Origin of the sequence: Citrobacter sp. Cpo069 (genome assembly GCF_030332785.1) — a bacterium.
In the GTDB taxonomy this organism is placed as follows: Bacteria; Pseudomonadota; Gammaproteobacteria; order Enterobacterales; family Enterobacteriaceae; genus Citrobacter; species Citrobacter portucalensis.
Genome location: NZ_JAOWHD010000046.1, coordinates 240,218 through 261,144 on the forward strand (window position 1 = coordinate 240,218; position 20,927 = coordinate 261,144).

Consider the following 20,927-nt stretch of genomic DNA (forward strand, 5'->3'; position numbering starts at 1 on the left):
CGCCAGCTAAAAAGACAATATTTAATACAGGGCCTGATGGGCCCAATATCCTTCACACAATGACAATAATATCGCCGAATTCGGCTCTTTTCTGGAGTCGCGTTGATGATTATAAGAAACAGTAGTGGTCGCCAAAGGTTAACTCTGGCGAGCGTCGTAGTTTGTGCGCTGTCCATCAATACAGCATATGGCTGGCAACAAGAATATATCGTTGATGCGATGTCAGGGCATACGGCTGAACGTTATACATGGGACAGCGATCACCAACCACGTTATAACGACATTCTGGAAGAACGTATTCGTTCCACTCAGAACGTGGCGGGTCCCGTGGTGAATCTGGCGGATGAGACGCCTATGGATGCGACCAGCGGCATGAGTATGGGCTGGAACTTCCCGCTTTCAAGGCAGGTGACAACTGGTCCGGTTGCCGCGCTGCATTATGACGGTTCAACCACATCTACTTACAACGAATTTGGCGATAGCGCGACGTCGGTAACGCAGAACGATCCGCTGTGGCATGCCAGCGTGAGTTCGTTGGGTTGGCGTGTCAATTCGCAGTTCGGTGATGTGCGTCCGTGGGCGCAAATCAGCTATAACCAGCAGTTTGGCGAGAATATCTGGAAGGCGCAGTCGGGTCTCAGCCGCATGTCAGCAGCGGGTCAGGACGGTAACTGGGTGGATGTCACCGTCGGTGCGGATATGCTTTTGAACCCGCACATGGCGGCTTACGCGGCGCTTTCGCAGGCGGAAAACAGTACCAACAACAGCGACTATATGTACACCATGGGAGTGAGCGCCAAATTTTAACGTAAGTAATCAGCATATAAACATCTTGATTACATGTTGAGATCAACAATCACACGCACTCCAGCGATAGCGTGTACTAACTCATGCGATAAAATTCAGTAACCCGACTTTTTGTCTCGTCATTCATTCTGCATTCCAGGCATTTCATTCCGTCCTGGCGGCATTTCATGCCGTTTTCTCCTGCTCATAAAAGCGCTTCGGTATGGTTGTTGGCAGAGAATTTCCCATTTTGTTTATGCAGGAAGACTGCCATGAAAACTTCTGATTATCAGCGTACCCGCTGGCTGACACTGATCGGCACCATCATTACCCAATTTGCTTTAGGTTCTGTTTATACCTGGAGCCTGTTTAACGGTGCGCTCTCTTCTAAGCTTGATGCGCCAGTGAGTCAGGTTGCCTTTTCCTTTGGCCTGCTGAGCCTCGGGCTGGCGATTTCTTCTTCCGTCGCCGGGAAACTGCAGGAACGTTTTGGCGTGAAACGTGTCACCATGGCCTCCGGTATTTTACTGGGTGTCGGCTTCTTCTTAACCGCTCACTCTGACAGCCTGATTATGCTGTGGCTGAGCGCCGGTGTATTGGTTGGTCTGGCGGATGGCGCAGGCTACCTGTTAACACTTTCCAACTGTGTAAAATGGTTCCCTGAGCGTAAAGGGCTGATTTCCGCCTTTGCCATCGGTTCTTACGGTCTTGGCAGCCTCGGTTTTAAATTCATCGACAGCCAACTGTTGAGCACTGTGGGTCTGGAAAAAACCTTCATGATTTGGGGCGCGATTGTGCTGGTGATGATCGTCTTTGGCTCCACGCTGATGAAAGACGCGCCGAATCAGGAAGTGAAAACAAAAAATGGCGTGGTTGAGAATGACTACACCCTGGCGCAGTCCATGCGTAAACCGCAGTACTGGATGCTGGCAGTGATGTTCCTGACGGCGTGTATGAGTGGGCTGTATGTGATTGGCGTGGCGAAAGATATTGCACAAAGCCTGGCGCATATGGATGTGGCAACGGCGGCAAATGCGGTTACAGTCATTTCTATCGCTAACCTGTCAGGTCGTCTGGTTCTGGGGATTCTGTCCGACAAAATCTCTCGTATTCGCGTTATCACCATTGGGCAGGTCGTTTCGCTGGTCGGTATGGCGGCACTGCTGTTCGCCCCGCTGAATGATGCGACCTTCTTCGCGGCGATTGCCTGTGTAGCATTTAACTTTGGCGGTACCATCACCGTGTTCCCGTCACTGGTGAGCGAGTTCTTCGGTTTGAATAACCTGGCTAAAAACTACGGCGTCATTTACTTAGGTTTCGGTATCGGCAGCATTTGTGGTTCCATTATCGCCTCGCTGTTCGGCGGTTTCTATGTGACCTTCTGCGTTATCTTTGCGCTGTTAATCATCTCACTGGCACTCTCCACCACCATCCGCCAGCCACAGCGTAGCGTATATACCGAGGCGCACGCCTAAACCTATTAGTAGTCTGATTAATACCTGGCGCATATATTTACAAAAATATATGCGCCATTTGCATTCTCCATAAGCACTTTTTCACCCTCCTGTGGTCTACTTACCCGCGCCCGTAGACATTTCACCTCTGCTGTTGTCGCATTTTCCCCTGCCTGGTCTGTTTGACTACTGCACAGGGTGTTTTTATCCCGATTCCCAGGGTTTGTTTGCATGAGATACATTAAGTCGATGACGCAGCAGAAACTCAGTTTCTTGCTGGCAATCTATATCGGTTTGTTTATGAACTGTGCTGTATTTTTCCGTCGCTTTAGCGGATATGCGCACGAGTTTACCGTCTGGAAAGGACTCTCCGCGGTTGTTGAATTGGCCGGCACTGTGCTGGTGACCTTCTTTTTACTCCGACTTCTCTCGTTATTTGGCCGACGCGCCTGGCGTGTGCTGGCAACCTTTGTGGTGCTGTGTTCTGCCGGCGCCAGTTATTATATGACCTTCCTGAACGTGGTAATTGGCTACGGCATTATCGCCTCCGTTATGACCACGGATATTGATTTATCGAAAGAAGTCGTCGGCTGGCATTTCATCGTGTGGCTGGTTTCGGTCAGTATTATCCCATTGGTGCTGATCTGGAGTAACCGCTGCCGCTATACCCTGATGAAACAGATACGTACGCCTGGTATGAGATGGCGCAGCGTGGCGGTAGTTTTACTGGCTGGTCTGATGGTATGGCTCCCGATTCGCCTGCTGAGTATGCAACAGAGAAGCGTTGAGCGAGCAACGGGGATCGATTTGCCCAGCTATGGCGGGGTAGTGGCGAATTCCTATCTGCCGTCAAACTGGCTCTCCGCGCTGGGTCTGTACGCCTGGGCACAAGTGGATGAATCTTCAGATAACAAATCGTTGATGAACCCGGCGAAGAAGTTTACCTATGTTGCCCCCAAAAACCTCGACGACACCTATGTGGTCTTTATTATCGGCGAAACGACCCGCTGGGATCATATGGGGATTTTTGGCTATGAGCGTAATACCACGCCAAGGCTCGCCCAGGAGAAAAATCTGGCCGCCTTCCGTGGATATTCCTGTGATACGGCAACCAAACTTTCGCTGCGTTGCATGTTTGTGCGTGAGGGTGGGGCAGAAGAAAACCCGCAGCGTACTCTGAAAGAACAAAACGTCTTCTCCGTGCTCGGCCAGTTAGGGTTCAAGACCGATCTTTACGCGATGCAAAGCGAGATGTGGTTCTACAGTAATACCATGGCGGAGAACATCGCCTATCGTGAGCAGATTGGCGCAGAGCCACGTAACCGTGGCAAGAACGTTGACGATATGCTGCTGATTACCGAGATGCAGCAGTCTTTACAGAATAATGAAGATGGTGACAAGCATCTGATTATTCTGCACACCAAAGGCTCGCATTTTAACTACACCCAGCGCTACACCCGCGAATATGCGCAGTGGAAGCCGGAGTGTGTCAATGTTGATAGCGGTTGCTCGAAAGCTGAGATGATCAACTCATTCGATAACTCGGTAACCTATGTTGATCACTTTATTACCAAAGTGTTTGATCAACTACGCGATAAGAAAGCGATCGTGTTTTATGCCGCCGATCACGGTGAGTCGATTAACGAACGCGAGCACCTGCATGGTACGCCGCGTAAAATGGCGCCACCTGAGCAGTTCCGCGTACCTATGATGGTGTGGATGTCTGACAAATATCTGGAAGACCCAGACCATGCGAAGGCGTTTGCACATCTGAAGCAAGAAGCTGATATGAAGGTGCCGCGTCGTCATGTGGAACTGTACGACACCATTTTGGGTTGCCTCGGTTATACCTCGCCAAATGGCGGTATTAACGAGAATAACAACTGGTGCCGTATCCCGGACGCGAATAAGGCTACAGCCCAGTAACTGAGCTGCTGACTTTCTCGCCGATCAAATGGCATTTTGATACTAAGGGATTGACGGGCGCGCAGCTGAGCAGTAAGATGCGCCCCGCATTCGGTGATTGGCGCAGCCTGGTAGCGCACTTCGTTCGGGACGAAGGGGTCGGAGGTTCGAATCCTCTATCACCGACCAAATTAGAAAAGCCCGCTCTCAGAGCGGGCTTTTTGCTTTCCGGAATCCACGAGGATGAGAACCTCCGGGGGCAAGAGGTTCGACTCGAGCGTAGCGAGAGAACGTTGCGTCAGCAACGGCCCGTAGGGCGAGCCACGCAGTGGCGAGTAATCCTCTATCACCGACCAAATTAGAAAAGCCCGCTCTCTGAGCGGGCTTTTTGCATTTGTGGCTTTTGTAGGCCTGATAAGCGAAGCGCCATCAGGCAAAACATCACGCTATAACAGACATTGCCGGATGGCGGCGCAAGCGCCTTATCCGGCCTACAGGCGAAGCGCTGGCAGGGCGTATTTTGTGTTTTTCCGACCCCACGTTTGACCTTCATTTTATCTGCAAAAATTGTGCACCACTTCCCACTGACTGTTAACGATTCTGTGACATATTCCATTGCCTTTTTTTATATTTGCTTGAAACTTTTTTTGCGCTACTTATGGCTGAAGCTGGCATTTTCCGCTGTGCGCTTTAACGTTCATGGTATTAATCGCTCAGATATGCAGCATTAATTTAGAAAGTTTGAATAAATTGCATAAATGTTAATCACCAAATGTTGCGAAATATGAAGATGTTTATTCTGGCATAGTGCGCGTAGCACAAATTTCCCTGCTGAAAATGTCCTTCCGCACTTTTTTTAATCTTTGTTTGTGAATTCTCACCGTTGGCGTAAATCACGGTGACCTGTATTGACGTTTTCACATTCTGTTGACAGATTGTAGGGTATGAGGGGCATTTCATGGAGAATCCGCACTGCAACTCAGTCGCTTATGTGAACGGAATCCCCATCCTCTTAACGCCGACCCGGCCGGGTAAAAAACAAAAAAGGCCAGGCGGTGCAAACCCACTGCAAAGGGTAAAACAACAAACATCACATTGGAGCAGAAGAATGAGTATTTCCTTGAAGAAGTCAGGGATGCTGAAGCTTGGTCTGAGCCTGGTGGCTATGACCGTCGCAGCAAGCGTACAGGCTAAAACTCTGGTTTATTGTTCAGAAGGATCTCCTGAAGGCTTTAACCCGCAGCTTTTCACCTCTGGCACCACCTATGATGCCAGCTCCGTACCGATCTATAACCGCCTGGTCGAGTTCAAAACCGGTACGACTGAAGTGATCCCGGGCCTTGCTGAGAAGTGGGAAATCAGCGAAGACGGCAAAACCTATACCTTCCACCTGCGTCAGGGCGTGAAGTGGCAGGACAACAAAGAATTTAAACCGACGCGCGATTTTAACGCCGATGACGTGGTGTTCTCTTTCGATCGTCAGAAAAATGCCCAGAACCCGTACCACAAAGTCTCTGGCGGCAGCTATGAATACTTCGAAGGGATGGGTCTGCCGGATCTGATCTCCGAAGTGAAAAAAGTGGACGATAAAACCGTTCAGTTCGTGCTGACTCGCCCGGAAGCGCCGTTCCTGGCTGACCTGGCGATGGACTTCGCTTCTATTCTTTCCAAAGAATATGCTGACAACATGCTGAAAGCCGGTTCTCCGGAGAAAGTGGATCTGAACCCAATTGGTACCGGTCCGTTCCAGCTGCAGCAGTACCAGAAAGACTCCCGTATTCTGTATAAAGCATTCGAAGGTTACTGGGGCACCAAGCCGCAGATCGACCGTCTGGTCTTCTCCATTACGCCTGACGCTTCCGTGCGTTACGCCAAACTGCAGAAGAACGAGTGCCAGGTGATGCCGTACCCGAACCCGGCAGACATCGCGCGCATGAAGCAGGATAAAAACATCAACCTGATGGAGCAGGCGGGTCTGAACGTGGGCTACCTCTCTTTCAATACCGAGAAGAAACCGTTTGATGACGTGAAAGTCCGTCAGGCGCTGACCTACGCGGTAAACAAAGAAGCGATCATCAAAGCGGTTTATCAGGGCGCTGGCGTTGCCGCGAAAAACCTGATCCCGCCGACCATGTGGGGCTATAACGACGACGTTAAAGACTACACCTACGATCCTGAGAAGGCCAAAGCGCTGCTGAAGGAAGCGGGTCAGGACAAAGGCTTTACCGTTGAGCTGTGGGCTATGCCGGTACAGCGTCCATATAACCCGAACGCACGTCGTATGGCAGAAATGGTTCAGGCTGACTGGGCGAAAATTGGCGTTCAGGCCAAGATTGTGACCTACGAGTGGGGCGAGTATCTGAAACGCGCCAAAGCGGGTGAACATCAGGCGGTGATGATGGGCTGGACCGGTGACAACGGGGATCCGGACAACTTCTTCGCGACCTTGTTCAGCTGTGCGGCAGCGAAAGATGGTTCCAACTACTCTCGCTGGTGCTACAAGCCGTTTGAAGACCTGATCCAGCCGGCGCGTGCGACCGACGATCACAACAAACGTATTGAACTGTACAAGCAAGCTCAGGTTGTTATGCACGACCAGGCTCCGGCTCTGATTGTTGCTCACTCCACCGTGTACGAACCAGTGCGTAAAGAAGTGAAAGGCTATGTGGTTGATCCATTAGGCAAACACCACTTCGAAAACGTCTCTGTCGAATAATTAAAAGCAATTAAGGAAGCGCTGCGCCCCGGTGTTGTTAAGGCCGGATAAGCGCAGCGCCCTCCGGCGTAATGCTTTACCCGCGATGCAGTTTGCGTGGGATAAGATTTGTGAGCAATACAGACTCACGGTTCCAGGCCGTGCGTCATTAGAGAGAATCCGGGTTATGTTGCAGTTCATTCTCCGACGTTTGGGACTCGTCATCCCCACGTTTATCGGTATCACTCTTCTCACCTTTGCCTTCGTCCATATGATCCCCGGCGATCCGGTTATGATCATGGCGGGTGAACGTGGGATCTCCCCTGAGCGTCATGCTCAACTGTTGGCTGAACTCGGTCTGGATAAGCCGATGTGGCAGCAGTACCTCCACTATATCTGGGGGGTTATGCATGGTGATTTAGGTATCTCACTGAAAAGCCGCTTACCGGTGTGGGAAGAGTTCGTACCTCGCTTCAAAGCAACGCTGGAACTCGGCGTCTGCGCGATGATTTTCGCCGTCGCAGTGGGTATCCCAGTGGGTGTACTTGCTGCCGTTAAGCGCGGCTCCATTTTCGATCACACGGCAGTTGGCCTGGCGCTGACCGGTTACTCTATGCCGATTTTCTGGTGGGGCATGATGCTGATCATGCTGGTTTCCGTGCAGTTGAACCTGACGCCAGTTTCTGGGCGGGTGAGCGACATGGTGTTCCTTGATGATTCCAATCCGCTAACCGGCTTTATGCTGATCGACACCGCCATCTGGGGTGAAGAGGGCAACTTTATTGATGCGTTGGCGCATATGATCCTGCCTGCGATGGTGCTGGGTACCATTCCTCTGGCGGTCATTGTGCGTATGACCCGTTCATCGATGCTGGAAGTGCTGGGTGAAGATTATATCCGTACCGCGCGCGCCAAAGGCCTGACTCGTATGCGCGTCATCATTATTCACGCTCTGCGTAACGCGATGCTGCCCGTGGTGACCGTTATCGGCCTGCAGGTTGGTACGTTGCTGGCCGGGGCGATCCTGACCGAGACCATCTTCTCGTGGCCGGGACTGGGGCGCTGGCTGATCGATGCGCTGCAACGCCGCGATTATCCGGTGGTGCAGGGCGGGGTGCTGCTGGTCGCGACGATGATTATCCTCGTCAACCTGCTGGTAGACCTGCTGTACGGCGTGGTGAACCCGCGTATTCGGCATAAGAAGTAAGGGGCCATCATGTCACAGGTTACTGAAAATAAAGTTATTGCTGCACCGGTGCCGATGACTCCGCTGCAGGAGTTCTGGCACTATTTTAAACGCAACAAAGGTGCGGTTGTTGGGCTGGTGTACGTTGTGGTGATGATCCTGATTGCGGTCTTTGCCAACGTCCTCGCACCCTACAACCCGGCAGACCAGTTCCGCGATACGCTGCTGGCTCCTCCCGCGTGGCAGGAAGGCGGTACCATGGCGCATCTGTTTGGTACTGATGATGTAGGCCGCGACGTGCTGTCCCGCCTGATGTACGGTGCGCGTCTGTCGCTGTTGGTCGGCTGTCTGGTGGTAGTACTCTCCCTGCTGATGGGCGTGGTTCTTGGGCTGATCGCCGGTTACTTTGGCGGGATTGTCGATAACGTCATCATGCGTGTGGTCGATATCATGCTGGCATTGCCGAGCCTGTTGCTGGCACTGGTGCTGGTGGCTGTATTTGGCCCCTCGATTGGCAACGCCGCGCTGGCGCTGACGTTCGTGGCATTGCCGCACTATGTCCGTTTGACGCGCGCCGCCGTGCTGGTGGAGGTTAACCGCGACTACGTCACCGCATCTCGCGTGGCGGGAGCCGGCGCTATGCGCCAGATGTTCGTCAACATTCTTCCTAACTGTCTTGCGCCGCTGATTGTTCAGGCGTCGCTTGGCTTCTCTAACGCCATTCTCGATATGGCTGCCCTCGGCTTCCTGGGGATGGGCGCACAGCCGCCTACGCCGGAATGGGGCACCATGCTCTCTGACGTTCTGCAGTTTGCCCAAAGCGCCTGGTGGGTTGTGACCTTCCCGGGGCTGGCGATCCTGTTGACGGTGCTGGCATTTAACCTGATGGGTGACGGTCTGCGTGACGCGCTCGATCCCAAACTGAAGCAGTAAGAGGTTCGAGATGGCGTTATTAAATGTAGATAAATTATCGGTGCATTTCGGCGACGTAGGTTCCGAATTCCGCGCCGTAGACCGCATTAGCTACAGTGTGAATCAGGGTGAAGTGGTTGGCATTGTAGGAGAGTCCGGCTCTGGTAAGTCCGTCAGTTCGCTGGCGATTATGGGACTGATTGACTACCCAGGCCGCGTTATGGCCGAAAATCTGGAGTTTAATGGTCGCGACCTGAAGCGCATCTCTGAGAAAGAGCGTCGCCAGTTAGTGGGTGCGGAAGTGGCGATGATCTTCCAGGACCCGATGACCAGCCTTAACCCCTGCTACACCGTCGGCTACCAGATTATGGAAGCCATTAAAGTGCACCAGGGCGGCAACAAAAAAACGCGTATTCAGCGGGCAATAGACCTGCTGACGCTGGTGGGTATCCCCGATCCGGCCTCACGTCTGGATGTATATCCTCACCAGTTATCCGGTGGGATGAGCCAGCGCGTGATGATCGCGATGGCGATAGCCTGTCGTCCGAAACTGCTGATTGCCGACGAACCGACAACGGCGCTGGATGTGACTATTCAGGCGCAGATCATCGAGCTACTGCTGGAATTGCAGCAAAAAGAGAACATGGCGCTGGTCTTAATCACGCACGATCTGGCGCTGGTGGCTGAAGCGGCACACAAAATCATCGTGATGTACGCCGGTCAGGTGGTAGAAACCGGAGCCGCGCAGGATATCTTTCGCGCGCCGCGTCATCCTTACACCCAGGCGCTGCTGCGCGCGCTGCCTGAGTTTGCTCAGGATAAAGCACGTCTGGCCTCGCTGCCGGGCGTGGTTCCCGGGAAATATGACCGCCCGAGCGGCTGTTTGCTGAACCCACGCTGCCCCTATGCGACCGACAAATGCCGCGCTGAAGAACCTGAACTGAACCTGCTGGAAGGCGGTCGTCAGTCGAAATGCCACTACCCACTTGATGATGCCGGGAGGCCTGGGCTATGAGTACGCAAAAGGCCACTTTGTCACAGCCGCTGTTGCAGGCTATTGATCTGAAAAAACACTACCCGGTGAAAAAGGGCATGTTCGCCCCGGAGCGCCTGGTGAAAGCGCTGGACGGCGTCTCCTTTACCTTAGAGCGTGGTAAAACGCTGGCGGTGGTAGGCGAGTCGGGCTGTGGGAAATCCACCCTTGGCCGCCTGCTGACGATGATTGAAGTCCCGACCGGCGGTGAGCTGTATTACCAGGGACAGGATCTGCTTAAGCACGACCCGCAGGCGCAAAAGCTGCGTCGGCAGAAAATCCAGATTGTATTCCAGAACCCGTACGGTTCCCTAAACCCGCGTAAAAAAGTGGGACAGATTCTGGAAGAGCCGCTGCTGATCAACTCCACGCTCAGCAAAGAGGAGCGTCGTGAAAAAGCGCTGGCGATGATGGCGAAAGTGGGGCTGAAAACCGAACACTACGACCGCTATCCGCATATGTTCTCCGGCGGTCAGCGTCAGCGTATTGCCATCGCTCGCGGTCTGATGCTTGACCCGGACGTGGTGATTGCCGATGAACCGGTCTCAGCGCTGGACGTCTCGGTGCGTGCGCAGGTGCTGAATCTGATGATGGATTTGCAGCAGGAACTGGGGCTGTCATACGTCTTTATCTCGCACGACCTGTCGGTGGTCGAGCACATTGCCGATGAAGTGATGGTGATGTATTTAGGCCGCTGCGTGGAGAAAGGGACGAAGGACCAAATCTTCAATAATCCGCGTCATCCGTACACGCAAGCGCTGCTCTCCGCAACGCCGCGTCTGAACCCGGACGATCGCCGTGAGCGTATCAAGCTGACCGGTGAACTGCCAAGCCCGCTGAATCCGCCGCCGGGCTGCGCGTTTAACGCCCGCTGCCGTCGTCGCTTTGGTCCGTGTACCCAGCTTCAGCCGCAGTTGAAAGATTACGGCGGTCAACTGGTGGCGTGTTTTGCCGTTGATCAGGATGAGAATCCACAGCAATAAACCTGGGTTATGACCCGATAACCGGAGCCTTGTGCTCCGGTTTTTTTATATTTTCTCTTTACGTCCACAATGTGAGTCCTTTGGCAGAACATTATTCCACAGCGTCTAGAATGTAGTCAGATTTCCTCTAGTCACAGAAATATCTATTTCGCAGTTGCTAACTACCAGGAGCAAATGTGGTCACGATACGCTGGGATATTAAAACAATTGATCGTCTGTCGATGGTTGAGGATGTCCTGAAGGAGTTTTCCTGCTGTGATATCAATATCATCTCCATGAAAGTCACGCCTGGGCGGATCCTGATTAAATCCTGGTGCCGCCAGCTACAGGATATTTCCTGTGTGCAATCCTGTTTAAGCCAGCGCGCCGATATTATTCATGTCGCTTACCTCTGTGAGGAGATAAGTGAGCTGTCAACGCCGGAGCCGGAACGGCCGCGCTATTTCTCTGACATTATTTGCAGCAGCCAGAGCATGCACGCGCTTATCGAAAAGGCGATAAAAATTGCCGACAGCAAATATACCGTTCTGATCCGTGGCGATACGGGGACCGGTAAAGAGCTGCTGGCCCGGGCTATCCATAATTCCGGGCAGCGACGTTTTTATCCGTTTATTCCGGTCAACTGCTCTGCGCTACCTGAGTCGCTAATGGAGAGTGAATTCTTTGGCTATGAGAAAGGGGCTTTCAGCGGCGCGGATTGTAAAGGCAAAAAAGGGCTGTTTGAAATGGCCGATAAAGGCACCCTTTTTCTCGATGAGTTTGGCGAAATGTCGCTGAGCTTACAGGCTAAACTCCTGCGCGTGCTTCAGGATGGCGGGATTCGGCGCGTTGGCGGGGCACAAATTATTCCGGTCAATGTGCGCATTATTGTGGCAACCAATGCCAATCTGGAAGAGATGGTGGAACAACGTCTGCTGCGCGCCGATCTCTATTACCGCATCAACGTGCTTTCACTGACCATTCCACCTTTGCGCGAGCGCCCACAGGATATCAGCCTGCTGATTCGCCACTTTGTGCAGAAATACGCGAAGGAATTCCAGCGGCGGATCATTCTGGATAAAGCCTGTTTTGATGCCCTGCACCATCACACCTGGCCGGGAAACGTGCGCGAACTGGAAAATACCATTATTCGCCTGATGCTGATGGCGGAATCCGATGTTATTACGCGGGAAGAATTAGGGATGGTGAATTTGCCTGCCGTTGAGCGGGGCGCGACAGAACGTCCTTTTAAAGAGCAGGTTCTGTGTGCTGAACGCCAGCTCATTGAACAGATGGTGGAAGATAATGTGTCGTCACGGCATATCGCCAAAGCGCTGGGCGTGTCGCACACCACGGTGCTGAATAAAATTCGCGGCTATCAGCTGGAGAGTGTGGGTTAAGCGCCGCCAGCGTCTGACGGCGCGATATACATGGGTTATTCAATCAGCTTCAATAAGGGCGACAGGCACAGCAGAATTCCGTACAGCAGGATCAACCAGGTTTTCAGTCCGCGCAGTTTTTCCAGTTGCGTTACTTTATAGATCAGGAAGAACGGAATAATACACGACACAATCCCGTAAAGCGGGCTACCTAACTGGAAGAACACCAGTACCGATACGCGAAATGACACCCAAATGACCAGGGTGATAACAATAAAGGTGCAAATACCCAGCGTAAGCACCAACGGATTAATTTTCTCAACGTCAATGACGCGGCTCAGAACGTTGAGAATAATACCTTTAATCGCTTCGTGGAATCCCAGATAAATACCAAAGAACGCGGTTAATACGGCGAAGATATTCAGCACCGTGGAGGTGATATGAATAATCTGCCCAGGAATGACCTGAGCCGCCAACGCCAGTGCTGAAATATTTTGTTCGAAAGCCGAAACGGCCTCTTCATGGCTAATGGAAAAGGTAAAAGAGAAGGAGAAAAACAGAATGACAGCAATCAGAGTAATGTAACTGATGCGATGCGTACGGATTGCCATACGCGTAGCCAGCACCCGGTCCGCCACCCGTTTGCGGTAGGCGATGTTCATTGGGTTCAACACCTGAATAAACACCGCTGAGAAGAAGCAGAACGGGATGGTTAGCAGCACATCACGAAAGAAGACCGATGCTTCAGGGAAGGCGCTGATATTAGCGAAGTTCCAGTGCGGAACCATCGCAAAACCAAATACGATGATGATACCCACTTTGACCACCACCATCGGGCCGGAGATTTTGAACAGCAGCTTTTCTCCCCCGGAAGCAATGGCGACCAGCACGGCAAAAATGGCCACTTTGTAGATTATCGATTGTGAAAGATCGGCCTCGGTCAAGCCGAAGGTTTTAATATATGAGGCGCTGTCAAAAACCACGGATAAAGAATAAATAAATATGCCGTGAATAATCATCAGGAAATAGATGACGCCAAGAAATACGCCCCAGTTTTTTCCCAGGTAATGACTTATAATATCCGTGTAGTCATTACAGGTTTCGCTTTCTGATAATGTTTTTAAATAAATATCCTGCACAATATAAGTTGCCGGATAAGCAATAATAAAGGCAACGATAAATACCCAAATGCCTGTTAAGCCAATTTGTACCGGCATCAGTACCGTTCCGGCACCAATGGCCATGCCGATACACAGTAATACCCAGCCAAAATCGTATTTCGTAAACGGTATTTTTTTTGAGAATGGTACGGCGGTTGCTGTATTGTTGCTTAATTGTAATGTGTTGTCCTGCATAGAACCCCCTGCCCAAAATACACGTTCTCCCCGAAAGAGGATCGCGTGTATTGCCAGACTGTTGTGCCTTGATTCTCAACAACCTGAACCGATCGGCGTCGGCTCAGGCTGTAATGGTCAGAATGTTGCCTTTCTGATGGCGTGTTCAAGGTCGTTAATAATATCTTCTGGATCTTCAAGACCCACAGAAAGACGGATAAGCCCGTCGGTAATACCTGCTTTGAGCCGTTCCTCAGGTGCAACGGGCGAATGTGTCATAGACGCTGGGTGCTGAATGAGGGTTTCGGTATCACCGAGACTGACCGCGAGGAGGCACAATTCTACAGAATTGATCATCCGCCTACCAGCCTCGAGGCCGCCGGCGATTTCGAAGCTGATAATTCCACCTGGCAGGCTCATTTGCCGCTGGCCCAACTCATACTGTGGATGCGAAGTCAGGCCAGGATAATACACCCGAGTAATAGATGGATGCCCTTCGAGGAAGCGGGCTATTTTCAGCGCATTTTCACAGTGGCGTTCCATACGAATGCCCAGCGTTTTAACGCCGCGCAGTGTTAACCACGCATTGAAAGGACTCATGCAGCCGCCGGTGATATCTTTCAGGCCTACAAACCGCGCCTGGTCGATAAACTCCTGCTTACCAACAATGATGCCGCCAATCACATCCCCGTGACCGTTGATATATTTGGTGACGCTGTGAACCACAATATCCGCACCCAGTTGCAAAGGCTGCTGACAGTACGGCGACATAAAGGTGTTATCCACCACCAGCAATGCGCCCTGTTGATGGGCGATACCGGCCACCGTTTCAATGTCGACCAGCGACAGCGTTGGGTTGGCGGGCGTTTCGATATACACAACTTTGGTTTCTGGTCGCATGGCGGCGCGGATTTCTTCAGGCTTTGCCGCGTCGACAAAGCTGACGTTAATCCCAAACTTCGGCATGCTGTGCGACAAAAACGCGTGGGTGCAGCCGTAAATCGCGCTGGCGGAAACGATATGGTCACCCTGCTGGCAAAGCGTCAACAGCGTTGTGGTGATAGCAGAAATACCGGACGCGGTTGCCAACCCGGCTTCACCTCTTTCCAGTACCGCCAGCTTTTTCTCCAGCGCATCGGTGGTGGGGTTACCCAAACGGGTGTAAATGTACCCGGACTCTTCGAGCGCAAAGCGGGCGGCACCTTGTTCGGCGCTGTCAAAAACAAACGTTGAGGTCTGGAAAATAGGCGTACTAAGCGCGCCAGTTGAAGGGTCGGGTTGTTGCCCCGCGTGAACGATCTGGGTGTTGAATCCGTAAGTACGACAGTCAGACATGATATCTCCTTTAATTCGGAACAGAACAGCTCACAGTCAAATAGCAATCGCTGTGCCAGAAAATGAACTGATAGATATCAATGTGTTATGTTTTTGTCTGAACGAATGGTCGGCAGGAATATTGCCAACTGGCAAGAATCTTTCCAGCGTGCTGGTAAGAAAATGGGTGAATTGCGAGGCGCTACGCAGAGCGCAATATTGCGCAGTGATATGGCAAGTGGGCTGCCGTAGAATCAGCGGCAAGCCGGGAATTCCCGGTGAGGCGCAATGTTGCGGGGGCTTGATCCCCGGCGGCATCGGTTGCTGGAAAGAGAAAACCCCCGCACGTTGTTCGGTATAAACCAGGCAACAAGACGGGGGCTAACTTGACTCCAGACAAGTTAAGGATAGCCGCGAACAGTTGCCATTGCAACACAGGCGGCTATATGACGCTCGCACAGTTAGGCGTGGCCTTCTGGCACGATTTAGCGGCTCCAATCATCGCTGGCACTATTGCCAGCCTGATTGTGAGCTGGCTGCGTAACAGGAAGTAATGCGCTTTGTGGGCGTCTGCCTGCCGTGATGGCAACATGCGCCCGAACCAGGCCGCAGGGGGCAACCTTGCGGCCTTTTTCGGCTTAAATGCAGATAAATCTCGTCGCCAGGTGCCTATCCTGTCGCGATAATGCACGCTGGGAAGTTTTCAGATACCGCCTCTCTTAATACCGCTACGATCGGGTATACTCTGACGGCAGTTTCGTCTATCCGTGGAGAGTCAGTTTGCGTGTCAGTCGCTCGTTAACAATTAAGCAGATGGCAATGGTTGCGGCCGTTGTTATGGTGTTCGTTTTTATTTTTTGCACCGTTTTGTTGTTCCATCTGGTCCAGCAAAACCGCTATAACACGGCTACGCAACTGGAAAGTATCGCTCGCTCCGTCCGTGAGCCTCTGTCGGACACTATCCTGAAAGGGGATATTCCCGAAGCGGAAGCCATTTTAAAAAGTATTCGGCCAGCGGGTGTAGTCAGTCGCGCCGATGTGGTGCTGCCCAATCAGTTTCAGGCGTTGCGGATGAGTTTTATCCCTGAACGCCCCGTTCCTGTTACGGTGACTCGCCTGTTTGAGCTTCCGGTACAAATTTCGCTGCCGATCTATTCTCTTGAGCGTTCAGCTAACCCGCAACCGCTGGCGTATCTGGTACTGCAGGCGGATTCGTACCGCATGTACAAATTCGTGATGAGTACGCTCTCGACGTTAGTGACCATTTACTTACTTTTGTCGTTAATACTGACCGTCGCCATCTCCTGGTGCATTAACCGCTTGATTGTGCACCCCTTACGTAAAATTGCCCGTGAGCTGAACGACATCCAACAGCAGGATCTGATTGGCTATCAACTGGCATTGCCGCGTCTACATCAGGATGATGAGATTGGTATGCTGGTGCGTAGCTACAATCTTAATCAGCAGTTGATTCAGCGACATAGCGAAGAGCAAAGCGACTTTGCAATGCGTTTCCCGGTTTCCGAACTGCCCAATAAGTCGTTTTTAATGGGGCTGCTGGAGCAAGTTGTTACCCGCCAGCAGACGACGGCGCTGATGATTGTCACCTGCGAAACCCTACGTGACACCGCGGGGGTGTTAACCGAAACTCAGCGGGAAATCCTGCTGCTTACGCTGGTCGAAAAACTCAAGTCGGTATTAGCCCCCAGGATGGTGCTTTCCCAGGTGAGTGGCTATGACTTCGCCATCATCGCCCATGGTGTAAAAGAACCCTGGCACGCTATTACTCTAGGTCAGCAAGTACTCACTATCGTTAACGAGCGATTACCTATTCAGGGTATTCAACTGCGTCCTACCTGCAACATTGGGGTAGCAATGTTCTATGGTGATTTGACCGCAGAACAGCTTTACCGCCGCGCTCTCTCGGCCGTGTTAACCTCGCGCCATAAGGGTAAAAATCAAATTCAGTTCTTTGATCCGTTACAGATGGAAGAGGCGCAGCAGCGTTTGACGGAAGAGAACGATATTCTCAGCGCGCTGGATAACCAGCAGTTCGCGCTTTGGATGCAACCGCAGGTGGAAATGTCCAGCGGTAAGGTATTGAGCGCAGAAGCATTATTGCGGATGCAGCAGCCGGACGGAAGCTGGGAGCTGCCCGAAGGGTTAATCGACAGAATTGAGTCCTGCGGCCTGATGGTGACGGTTGGTTACTGGGTGTTGGAAGAGACGTGCCGCCAGCTGTCAGCGTGGCAGGAACGGGGTCTGATGCTGCCGCTGTCGGTGAATTTGTCCGCACTACAGCTGATGCACCCGAGTATGGTCTCGGACCTGCTGGAGTTGTTAAACCGCTATCGCATCAAGCCTGGTACGTTGATCCTGGAAGTGACTGAAAGCCGACATATCGATGATCCCCACGCCGCGGTGGCCATTTTGCGCCCATTGCGTAATGCGGGAGTACGTATCGCACTGGATGACTTTGGCATGGGGTATGCGGGCCTGCGACAGCTGCAGCACATGAAGTCGCTACCGGTGGATGTCCTCAAAATCGATAAGATGTTTGTCGACGGAGTACCTGAGGATTGCAGCATGATCTCCGCCATCATTCAGTTGGCCCACAGCCTTAATTTGCAGATGATCGCCGAAGGTGTCGAAACCGAAGCGCAGCGTGAATGGCTATCACAAGCCGGGGTGGAAGTGGCACAAGGGTTCCTGTTTGCCCGACCGGTTCCGGCAAATATCTTCGAAGAACGTTATCTGGCGCCGGAAAGCGCTGATTACAAAAGTTAAAAAAGGTCTCGCTTGTGCGAGCCAGCTCAAAATTTTTAACATTTTTGTATCAATTATGATCCAGGTACATTTCTGTCAAGTTGTGTGGGTGTTACTTTAAGGCCGCAGGTTAAACAAAACCTTACAAGACCTGTGGTTTTTACTTTAAGGACACCCTATGAAAACCTCTATATTCAAAAGCCTTTACTTTCAGGTCCTGACAGCGATTGCCATTGGTATTCTCCTTGGCCATTACTACCCTGAATTAGGCGCCCAAATGAAACCGCTTGGTGATGCCTTCGTTAAGCTCATCAAGATGGTCATCGCACCTGTCATCTTCTGTACTGTCGTTACCGGCATTGCAGGCATGGAAAGTATGAAAGCCGTAGGCCGCACCGGTGCGGTTGCACTGCTTTATTTTGAAGTGGTCAGTACGATTGCGCTGATCATCGGTCTTATCATTGTTAACGTGGTGCAACCCGGTGCCGGGATGAACGTCGATCCGGCGACGCTGGATGCCAAAGCGGTTGCGATTTACGCCGAACAGGCAAAAGACCAGGGGATTGTAGGTTTCCTGATGGATATTATCCCGGCGAGCGTCATTGGCGCGTTTGCCAGCGGTAACATCCTGCAGGTATTGCTGTTTGCAGTAATGTTTGGTTTTGCGCTGCATCGTCTGGGCAGCAAGGGCCAGATGATTTTCAACGTGATTGAAAGTTTCTCGCAGGTTATTTTCGGCATCATCAATATGATCATGCGCCTGGCGCCTATCGGTGCTTTCGGTGCTATGGCCTTTACCATCGGTAAATATGGCGTCGGAACGCTGGTGCAACTGGGTCAGCTAATCATCTGCTTCTACATCACCTGTATTCTGTTTGTGGTGCTGGTGCTGGGTTCAATTGCGCGCGCAACCGGCTTCAGTATCTTTAAATTCATCCGCTATATCCGAGAAGAGCTGCTGATCGTTCTGGGTACTTCTTCTTCCGAGTCTGCGCTGCCGCGTATGCTCGATAAGATGGAAAAACTGGGCTGTCGGAAGTCGGTTGTCGGATTGGTTATACCCACGGGCTACTCGTTTAACCTTGATGGGACATCAATCTATCTGACTATGGCGGCGGTGTTTATCGCTCAGGCGACCAACAGCCACATGGATATCTTCCATCAGATAACCCTGTTGGTGGTGCTCCTGCTCTCCTCAAAAGGTGCAGCGGGTGTAACCGGGAGTGGCTTCATTGTTCTGGCCGCGACTATCTCTGCGGTGGGGCATTTACCGGTTGCAGGCCTGGCACTGATTCTTGGTATTGACCGCTTCATGTCTGAAGCCCGTGCGCTGACCAACCTGATTGGTAACGGTGTTGCAACTGTCGTTGTGGCTAAATGGGTGAAAGAATTGGATACCAAAAAGCTGGATGACACGCTGAATAATCGTGCGCCGGATGGCAAAACGCACGATTTATCCTCTTAATCTCGTCACTTATGCCCGTAGTCCCTTCCAGGACTGCGGGCGTTTGCGCATAATTACCCCCTGTGCCTGAAACCGTCGATTCGGCGGCTCGGGATTTTTTCACTTCTTCCGTGACATTTTTATGTTCTCGCGGTCTAACACGAAGTGTTTTTAACGTCATATTCAGAGAGTCCTTTCGAGGGCTGTCTTTTTATTTCCAGGATAGTTGATCAGGGGTTCACATGCAGGGCACAAAAATTCGACTTTTAGCGGGCGGCTTGCTGATGATGGCCACTGCCGGCTATGTGCAGGCAGATGCGCTCCAGCCTGATCCAGCGTGGCAACAGGGCACGCTGGCAAATGGTTTACAGTGGCAAGTGTTAGCCACTCCCCAGCGTCCGAGCGACCGTATTGAGGTTCGCCTGCTGGTCAATACCGGTTCACTCACCGAAAGTGCGCAACAGAGTGGTTTCAGCCATGCGATCCCGCGTATCGCGCTGACGCAAAGCGGTGGCCTCGATGCCACGCAAGCCCGTTCACTGTGGCAGCAGGGGTTCGATCCCAAACGTCCCATGCCGCCGGTTATCGTTTCCTATGATTCCACGCTGTATAACCTCAGTCTGCCTAACAGCCGTAACGACCTACTGAAAGAGTCACTTTCTTATCTGGCAAATATCTCCGGTAAACTGAGCATCACCTCTGAAACGGTCAATCATGCGCTGAATAGCGAAGACATGGTTGCAACCTGGCCGTCAGATACCAAAGAAGGGTGGTGGCGTTACCGTCTGAAGGGATCGACCCTGCTGGGGCACGATCCCGCCGATCCGCTGAAAACGCCGGTAGACGCGTCGAAAATTCAGTCTTTCTACCAGAAATGGTATACCCCGGACGCGATGACGCTGATTATTGTTGGTAACGTAGATGCACGCAGCGTAGCTGAGCAAATCAATAAAACCTTTGGCGAGTTAAAAGGAAAACGCGAAACGCCTGCACCGGTTCCCACGCTCTCTCCGCTGCGAGCAGAAGCCGTGAGTATTATGACCGATGCGGTACGCCAGGATCGCCTGTCTATTATGTGGGATACGCCGTGGCAGCCGATCCGTGAATCTGCCGCGCTGTTACGTTACTGGCGCGCTGATTTAGCTCGTGAGGCGCTGTTCTGGCACATTCAGCAAGAGCTAACCAAAAACAATGCCAAAGACATTGGCCTCGGATTTGACTGCCGGGTGCTGTTCCTGCGCGCGCAGTGCGCGATTAACGTTGAGTCGCCGAACGATAAGCTGAACGCCAATCTGGGTACGGTTGCGCGTGAGCTGGCGAAAGTGCGTGATAAGGGACTGCCGGAAGAAGAGTTCAATGCGTTGGTAGCGCAAAAGAATCTTGAACTGCAGAAGCTGTTTGCCACCTATGGTCGTACCGATACCGATATTTTGATCAGCCAGCGTTTGCGCTCGCTGCAAAATCAGGTGGTGGATATTGCGCCTGAACAGTACCAGCGTTTACGCCAGAGCTTCCTCAACAGCCTGAGCGTTGAGATGCTGAATCAGGACCTGCGTCAGCAGCTGTCGCAAGATATGGCGTTAATTCTGCTGCAGCCGAAGGGTGAACCTGAATTCAATATGAAGGATCTGCAGGCGACGTGGGATAGCATTATGGCGCCCGTTACCGCAGCGGCAACGTCTGTTGAAACGGATGAATCACACCCTGAAGTGACGGATATCCCGCCTGTACAGTAAAGGGTATCGTAACCTGTAAGC

16 protein-coding genes, 1 tRNA gene and 1 other RNA gene are annotated in these 20,927 nt (G+C 52.1%); 15 read left to right on the forward strand and 3 right to left on the reverse strand.

The window, feature by feature from the left end; translation table 11 throughout:
• Positions 1-105 precede the first annotated feature (105 nt).
• The 5 genes from OGY08_RS10750 to OGY08_RS10770 all read left to right on the forward strand — a co-directional run bounded on the left by OGY08_RS10750 (position 106) and on the right by OGY08_RS10770 (position 4,501).
• The gene (locus OGY08_RS10750; protein WP_003827405.1) at positions 106-807 is read left to right on the forward strand and encodes an autotransporter outer membrane beta-barrel domain-containing protein; all 702 of its coding nucleotides are present in this window, start codon (positions 106-108) and stop codon (positions 805-807) included.
• 251 nt (positions 808-1,058) lie between these two features.
• Positions 1,059-2,261 carry an L-lactate MFS transporter gene (locus OGY08_RS10755; protein ID WP_020996062.1) on the forward strand — a complete coding sequence of 401 codons (1,203 nt, stop codon included), beginning with the start codon at positions 1,059-1,061 and terminating at the stop codon, positions 2,259-2,261.
• A gap of 210 nt (positions 2,262-2,471) precedes the next feature.
• Positions 2,472-4,166 carry a kdo(2)-lipid A phosphoethanolamine 7''-transferase gene (gene eptB / locus OGY08_RS10760; protein ID WP_008786420.1) on the forward strand — a complete coding sequence of 565 codons (1,695 nt, stop codon included), beginning with the start codon at positions 2,472-2,474 and terminating at the stop codon, positions 4,164-4,166.
• A gap of 91 nt (positions 4,167-4,257) precedes the next feature.
• A tRNA-Pro gene (locus tag OGY08_RS10765) sits at positions 4,258-4,334 on the forward strand.
• A 34-nt stretch (positions 4,335-4,368) separates the two neighbouring features.
• Positions 4,369-4,501: non-coding RNA, RtT sRNA (locus OGY08_RS10770), on the forward strand.
• Positions 4,502-4,503: 2 nt separating this feature from the next.
• On the opposite strand, the gene OGY08_RS10775 is transcribed toward OGY08_RS10770, so the two are convergent.
• The gene (locus tag OGY08_RS10775) at positions 4,504-4,761 is read right to left on the reverse strand and encodes a hypothetical protein (RefSeq protein ID WP_125362777.1); all 258 of its coding nucleotides are present in this window, start codon (positions 4,759-4,761) and stop codon (positions 4,504-4,506) included.
• Positions 4,762-5,253: 492 nt separating this feature from the next.
• Here OGY08_RS10775 and dppA point away from each other — a divergent pair, with 492 nt between their 5' ends.
• The 6 genes from dppA (at position 5,254) to OGY08_RS10805 (ending at position 12,333) form a co-directional block, all read left to right on the forward strand.
• Positions 5,254-6,861: a dipeptide ABC transporter periplasmic-binding protein DppA gene (gene dppA / locus OGY08_RS10780; protein WP_003827414.1), complete on the forward strand. Its 1,608-nt coding sequence runs from the start codon at positions 5,254-5,256 to the stop codon at positions 6,859-6,861.
• Positions 6,862-7,027: 166 nt separating this feature from the next.
• On the forward strand, positions 7,028-8,047 hold the full coding sequence (dppB, locus tag OGY08_RS10785; protein WP_032945322.1) for a dipeptide ABC transporter permease DppB: 1,020 nt from the start codon (positions 7,028-7,030) through the stop codon (positions 8,045-8,047).
• Positions 8,048-8,056: 9 nt separating this feature from the next.
• Complete coding sequence (gene dppC / locus OGY08_RS10790; RefSeq protein WP_003024315.1) at positions 8,057-8,959, forward strand: dipeptide ABC transporter permease DppC; 903 nt, start codon at positions 8,057-8,059, stop codon at positions 8,957-8,959.
• 10 nt (positions 8,960-8,969) lie between these two features.
• The gene (gene dppD / locus OGY08_RS10795; RefSeq protein ID WP_003024317.1) at positions 8,970-9,953 is read left to right on the forward strand and encodes a dipeptide ABC transporter ATP-binding protein; all 984 of its coding nucleotides are present in this window, start codon (positions 8,970-8,972) and stop codon (positions 9,951-9,953) included.
• Positions 9,950-10,954 (forward strand): dipeptide ABC transporter ATP-binding subunit DppF, encoded by a 1,005-nt coding sequence (gene dppF, locus OGY08_RS10800; RefSeq protein ID WP_008786417.1) that lies wholly within the window; start codon positions 9,950-9,952, stop codon positions 10,952-10,954. The genes dppD and dppF overlap by 4 nt, the downstream gene beginning before the upstream one ends.
• Before the next feature lie 176 nt (positions 10,955-11,130).
• Positions 11,131-12,333 carry a sigma-54 interaction domain-containing protein gene (locus OGY08_RS10805; protein WP_048227290.1) on the forward strand — a complete coding sequence of 401 codons (1,203 nt, stop codon included), beginning with the start codon at positions 11,131-11,133 and terminating at the stop codon, positions 12,331-12,333.
• Positions 12,334-12,368: 35 nt separating this feature from the next.
• Here OGY08_RS10805 and OGY08_RS10810 read toward each other — a convergent pair whose 3' ends face one another.
• Together OGY08_RS10810 and megL are read right to left on the reverse strand one after the other, a co-directional pair.
• Positions 12,369-13,667, reverse strand: coding sequence for an aromatic amino acid transport family protein (locus OGY08_RS10810; RefSeq protein ID WP_043018665.1), 1,299 nt, complete (start codon positions 13,665-13,667; stop codon positions 12,369-12,371).
• A 117-nt stretch (positions 13,668-13,784) separates the two neighbouring features.
• Positions 13,785-14,981, reverse strand: coding sequence for a methionine gamma-lyase (megL, locus tag OGY08_RS10815; protein ID WP_008786414.1), 1,197 nt, complete (start codon positions 14,979-14,981; stop codon positions 13,785-13,787).
• A 425-nt stretch (positions 14,982-15,406) separates the two neighbouring features.
• Here megL and OGY08_RS10820 point away from each other — a divergent pair, with 425 nt between their 5' ends.
• The 4 genes from OGY08_RS10820 to OGY08_RS10835 all read left to right on the forward strand — a co-directional run bounded on the left by OGY08_RS10820 (position 15,407) and on the right by OGY08_RS10835 (position 20,906).
• The gene (locus OGY08_RS10820; RefSeq protein WP_003827426.1) at positions 15,407-15,514 is read left to right on the forward strand and encodes a type I toxin-antitoxin system toxin Ldr family protein; all 108 of its coding nucleotides are present in this window, start codon (positions 15,407-15,409) and stop codon (positions 15,512-15,514) included.
• Positions 15,515-15,740: 226 nt separating this feature from the next.
• Entirely contained in the window at positions 15,741-17,747 is a 2,007-nt protein-coding gene (gene hmsP / locus OGY08_RS10825; protein ID WP_020996063.1) for a biofilm formation regulator HmsP, read from the forward strand.
• Between the two features lie 157 nt (positions 17,748-17,904).
• Positions 17,905-19,191 carry a C4-dicarboxylate transporter DctC gene (gene dctA / locus OGY08_RS10830; protein WP_008786411.1) on the forward strand — a complete coding sequence of 429 codons (1,287 nt, stop codon included), beginning with the start codon at positions 17,905-17,907 and terminating at the stop codon, positions 19,189-19,191.
• A gap of 221 nt (positions 19,192-19,412) precedes the next feature.
• Positions 19,413-20,906, forward strand: a complete 1,494-nt coding sequence (locus OGY08_RS10835; RefSeq protein ID WP_032945317.1) for a M16 family metallopeptidase — start codon at positions 19,413-19,415, stop codon at positions 20,904-20,906.
• Positions 20,907-20,927 lie beyond the last annotated feature (21 nt).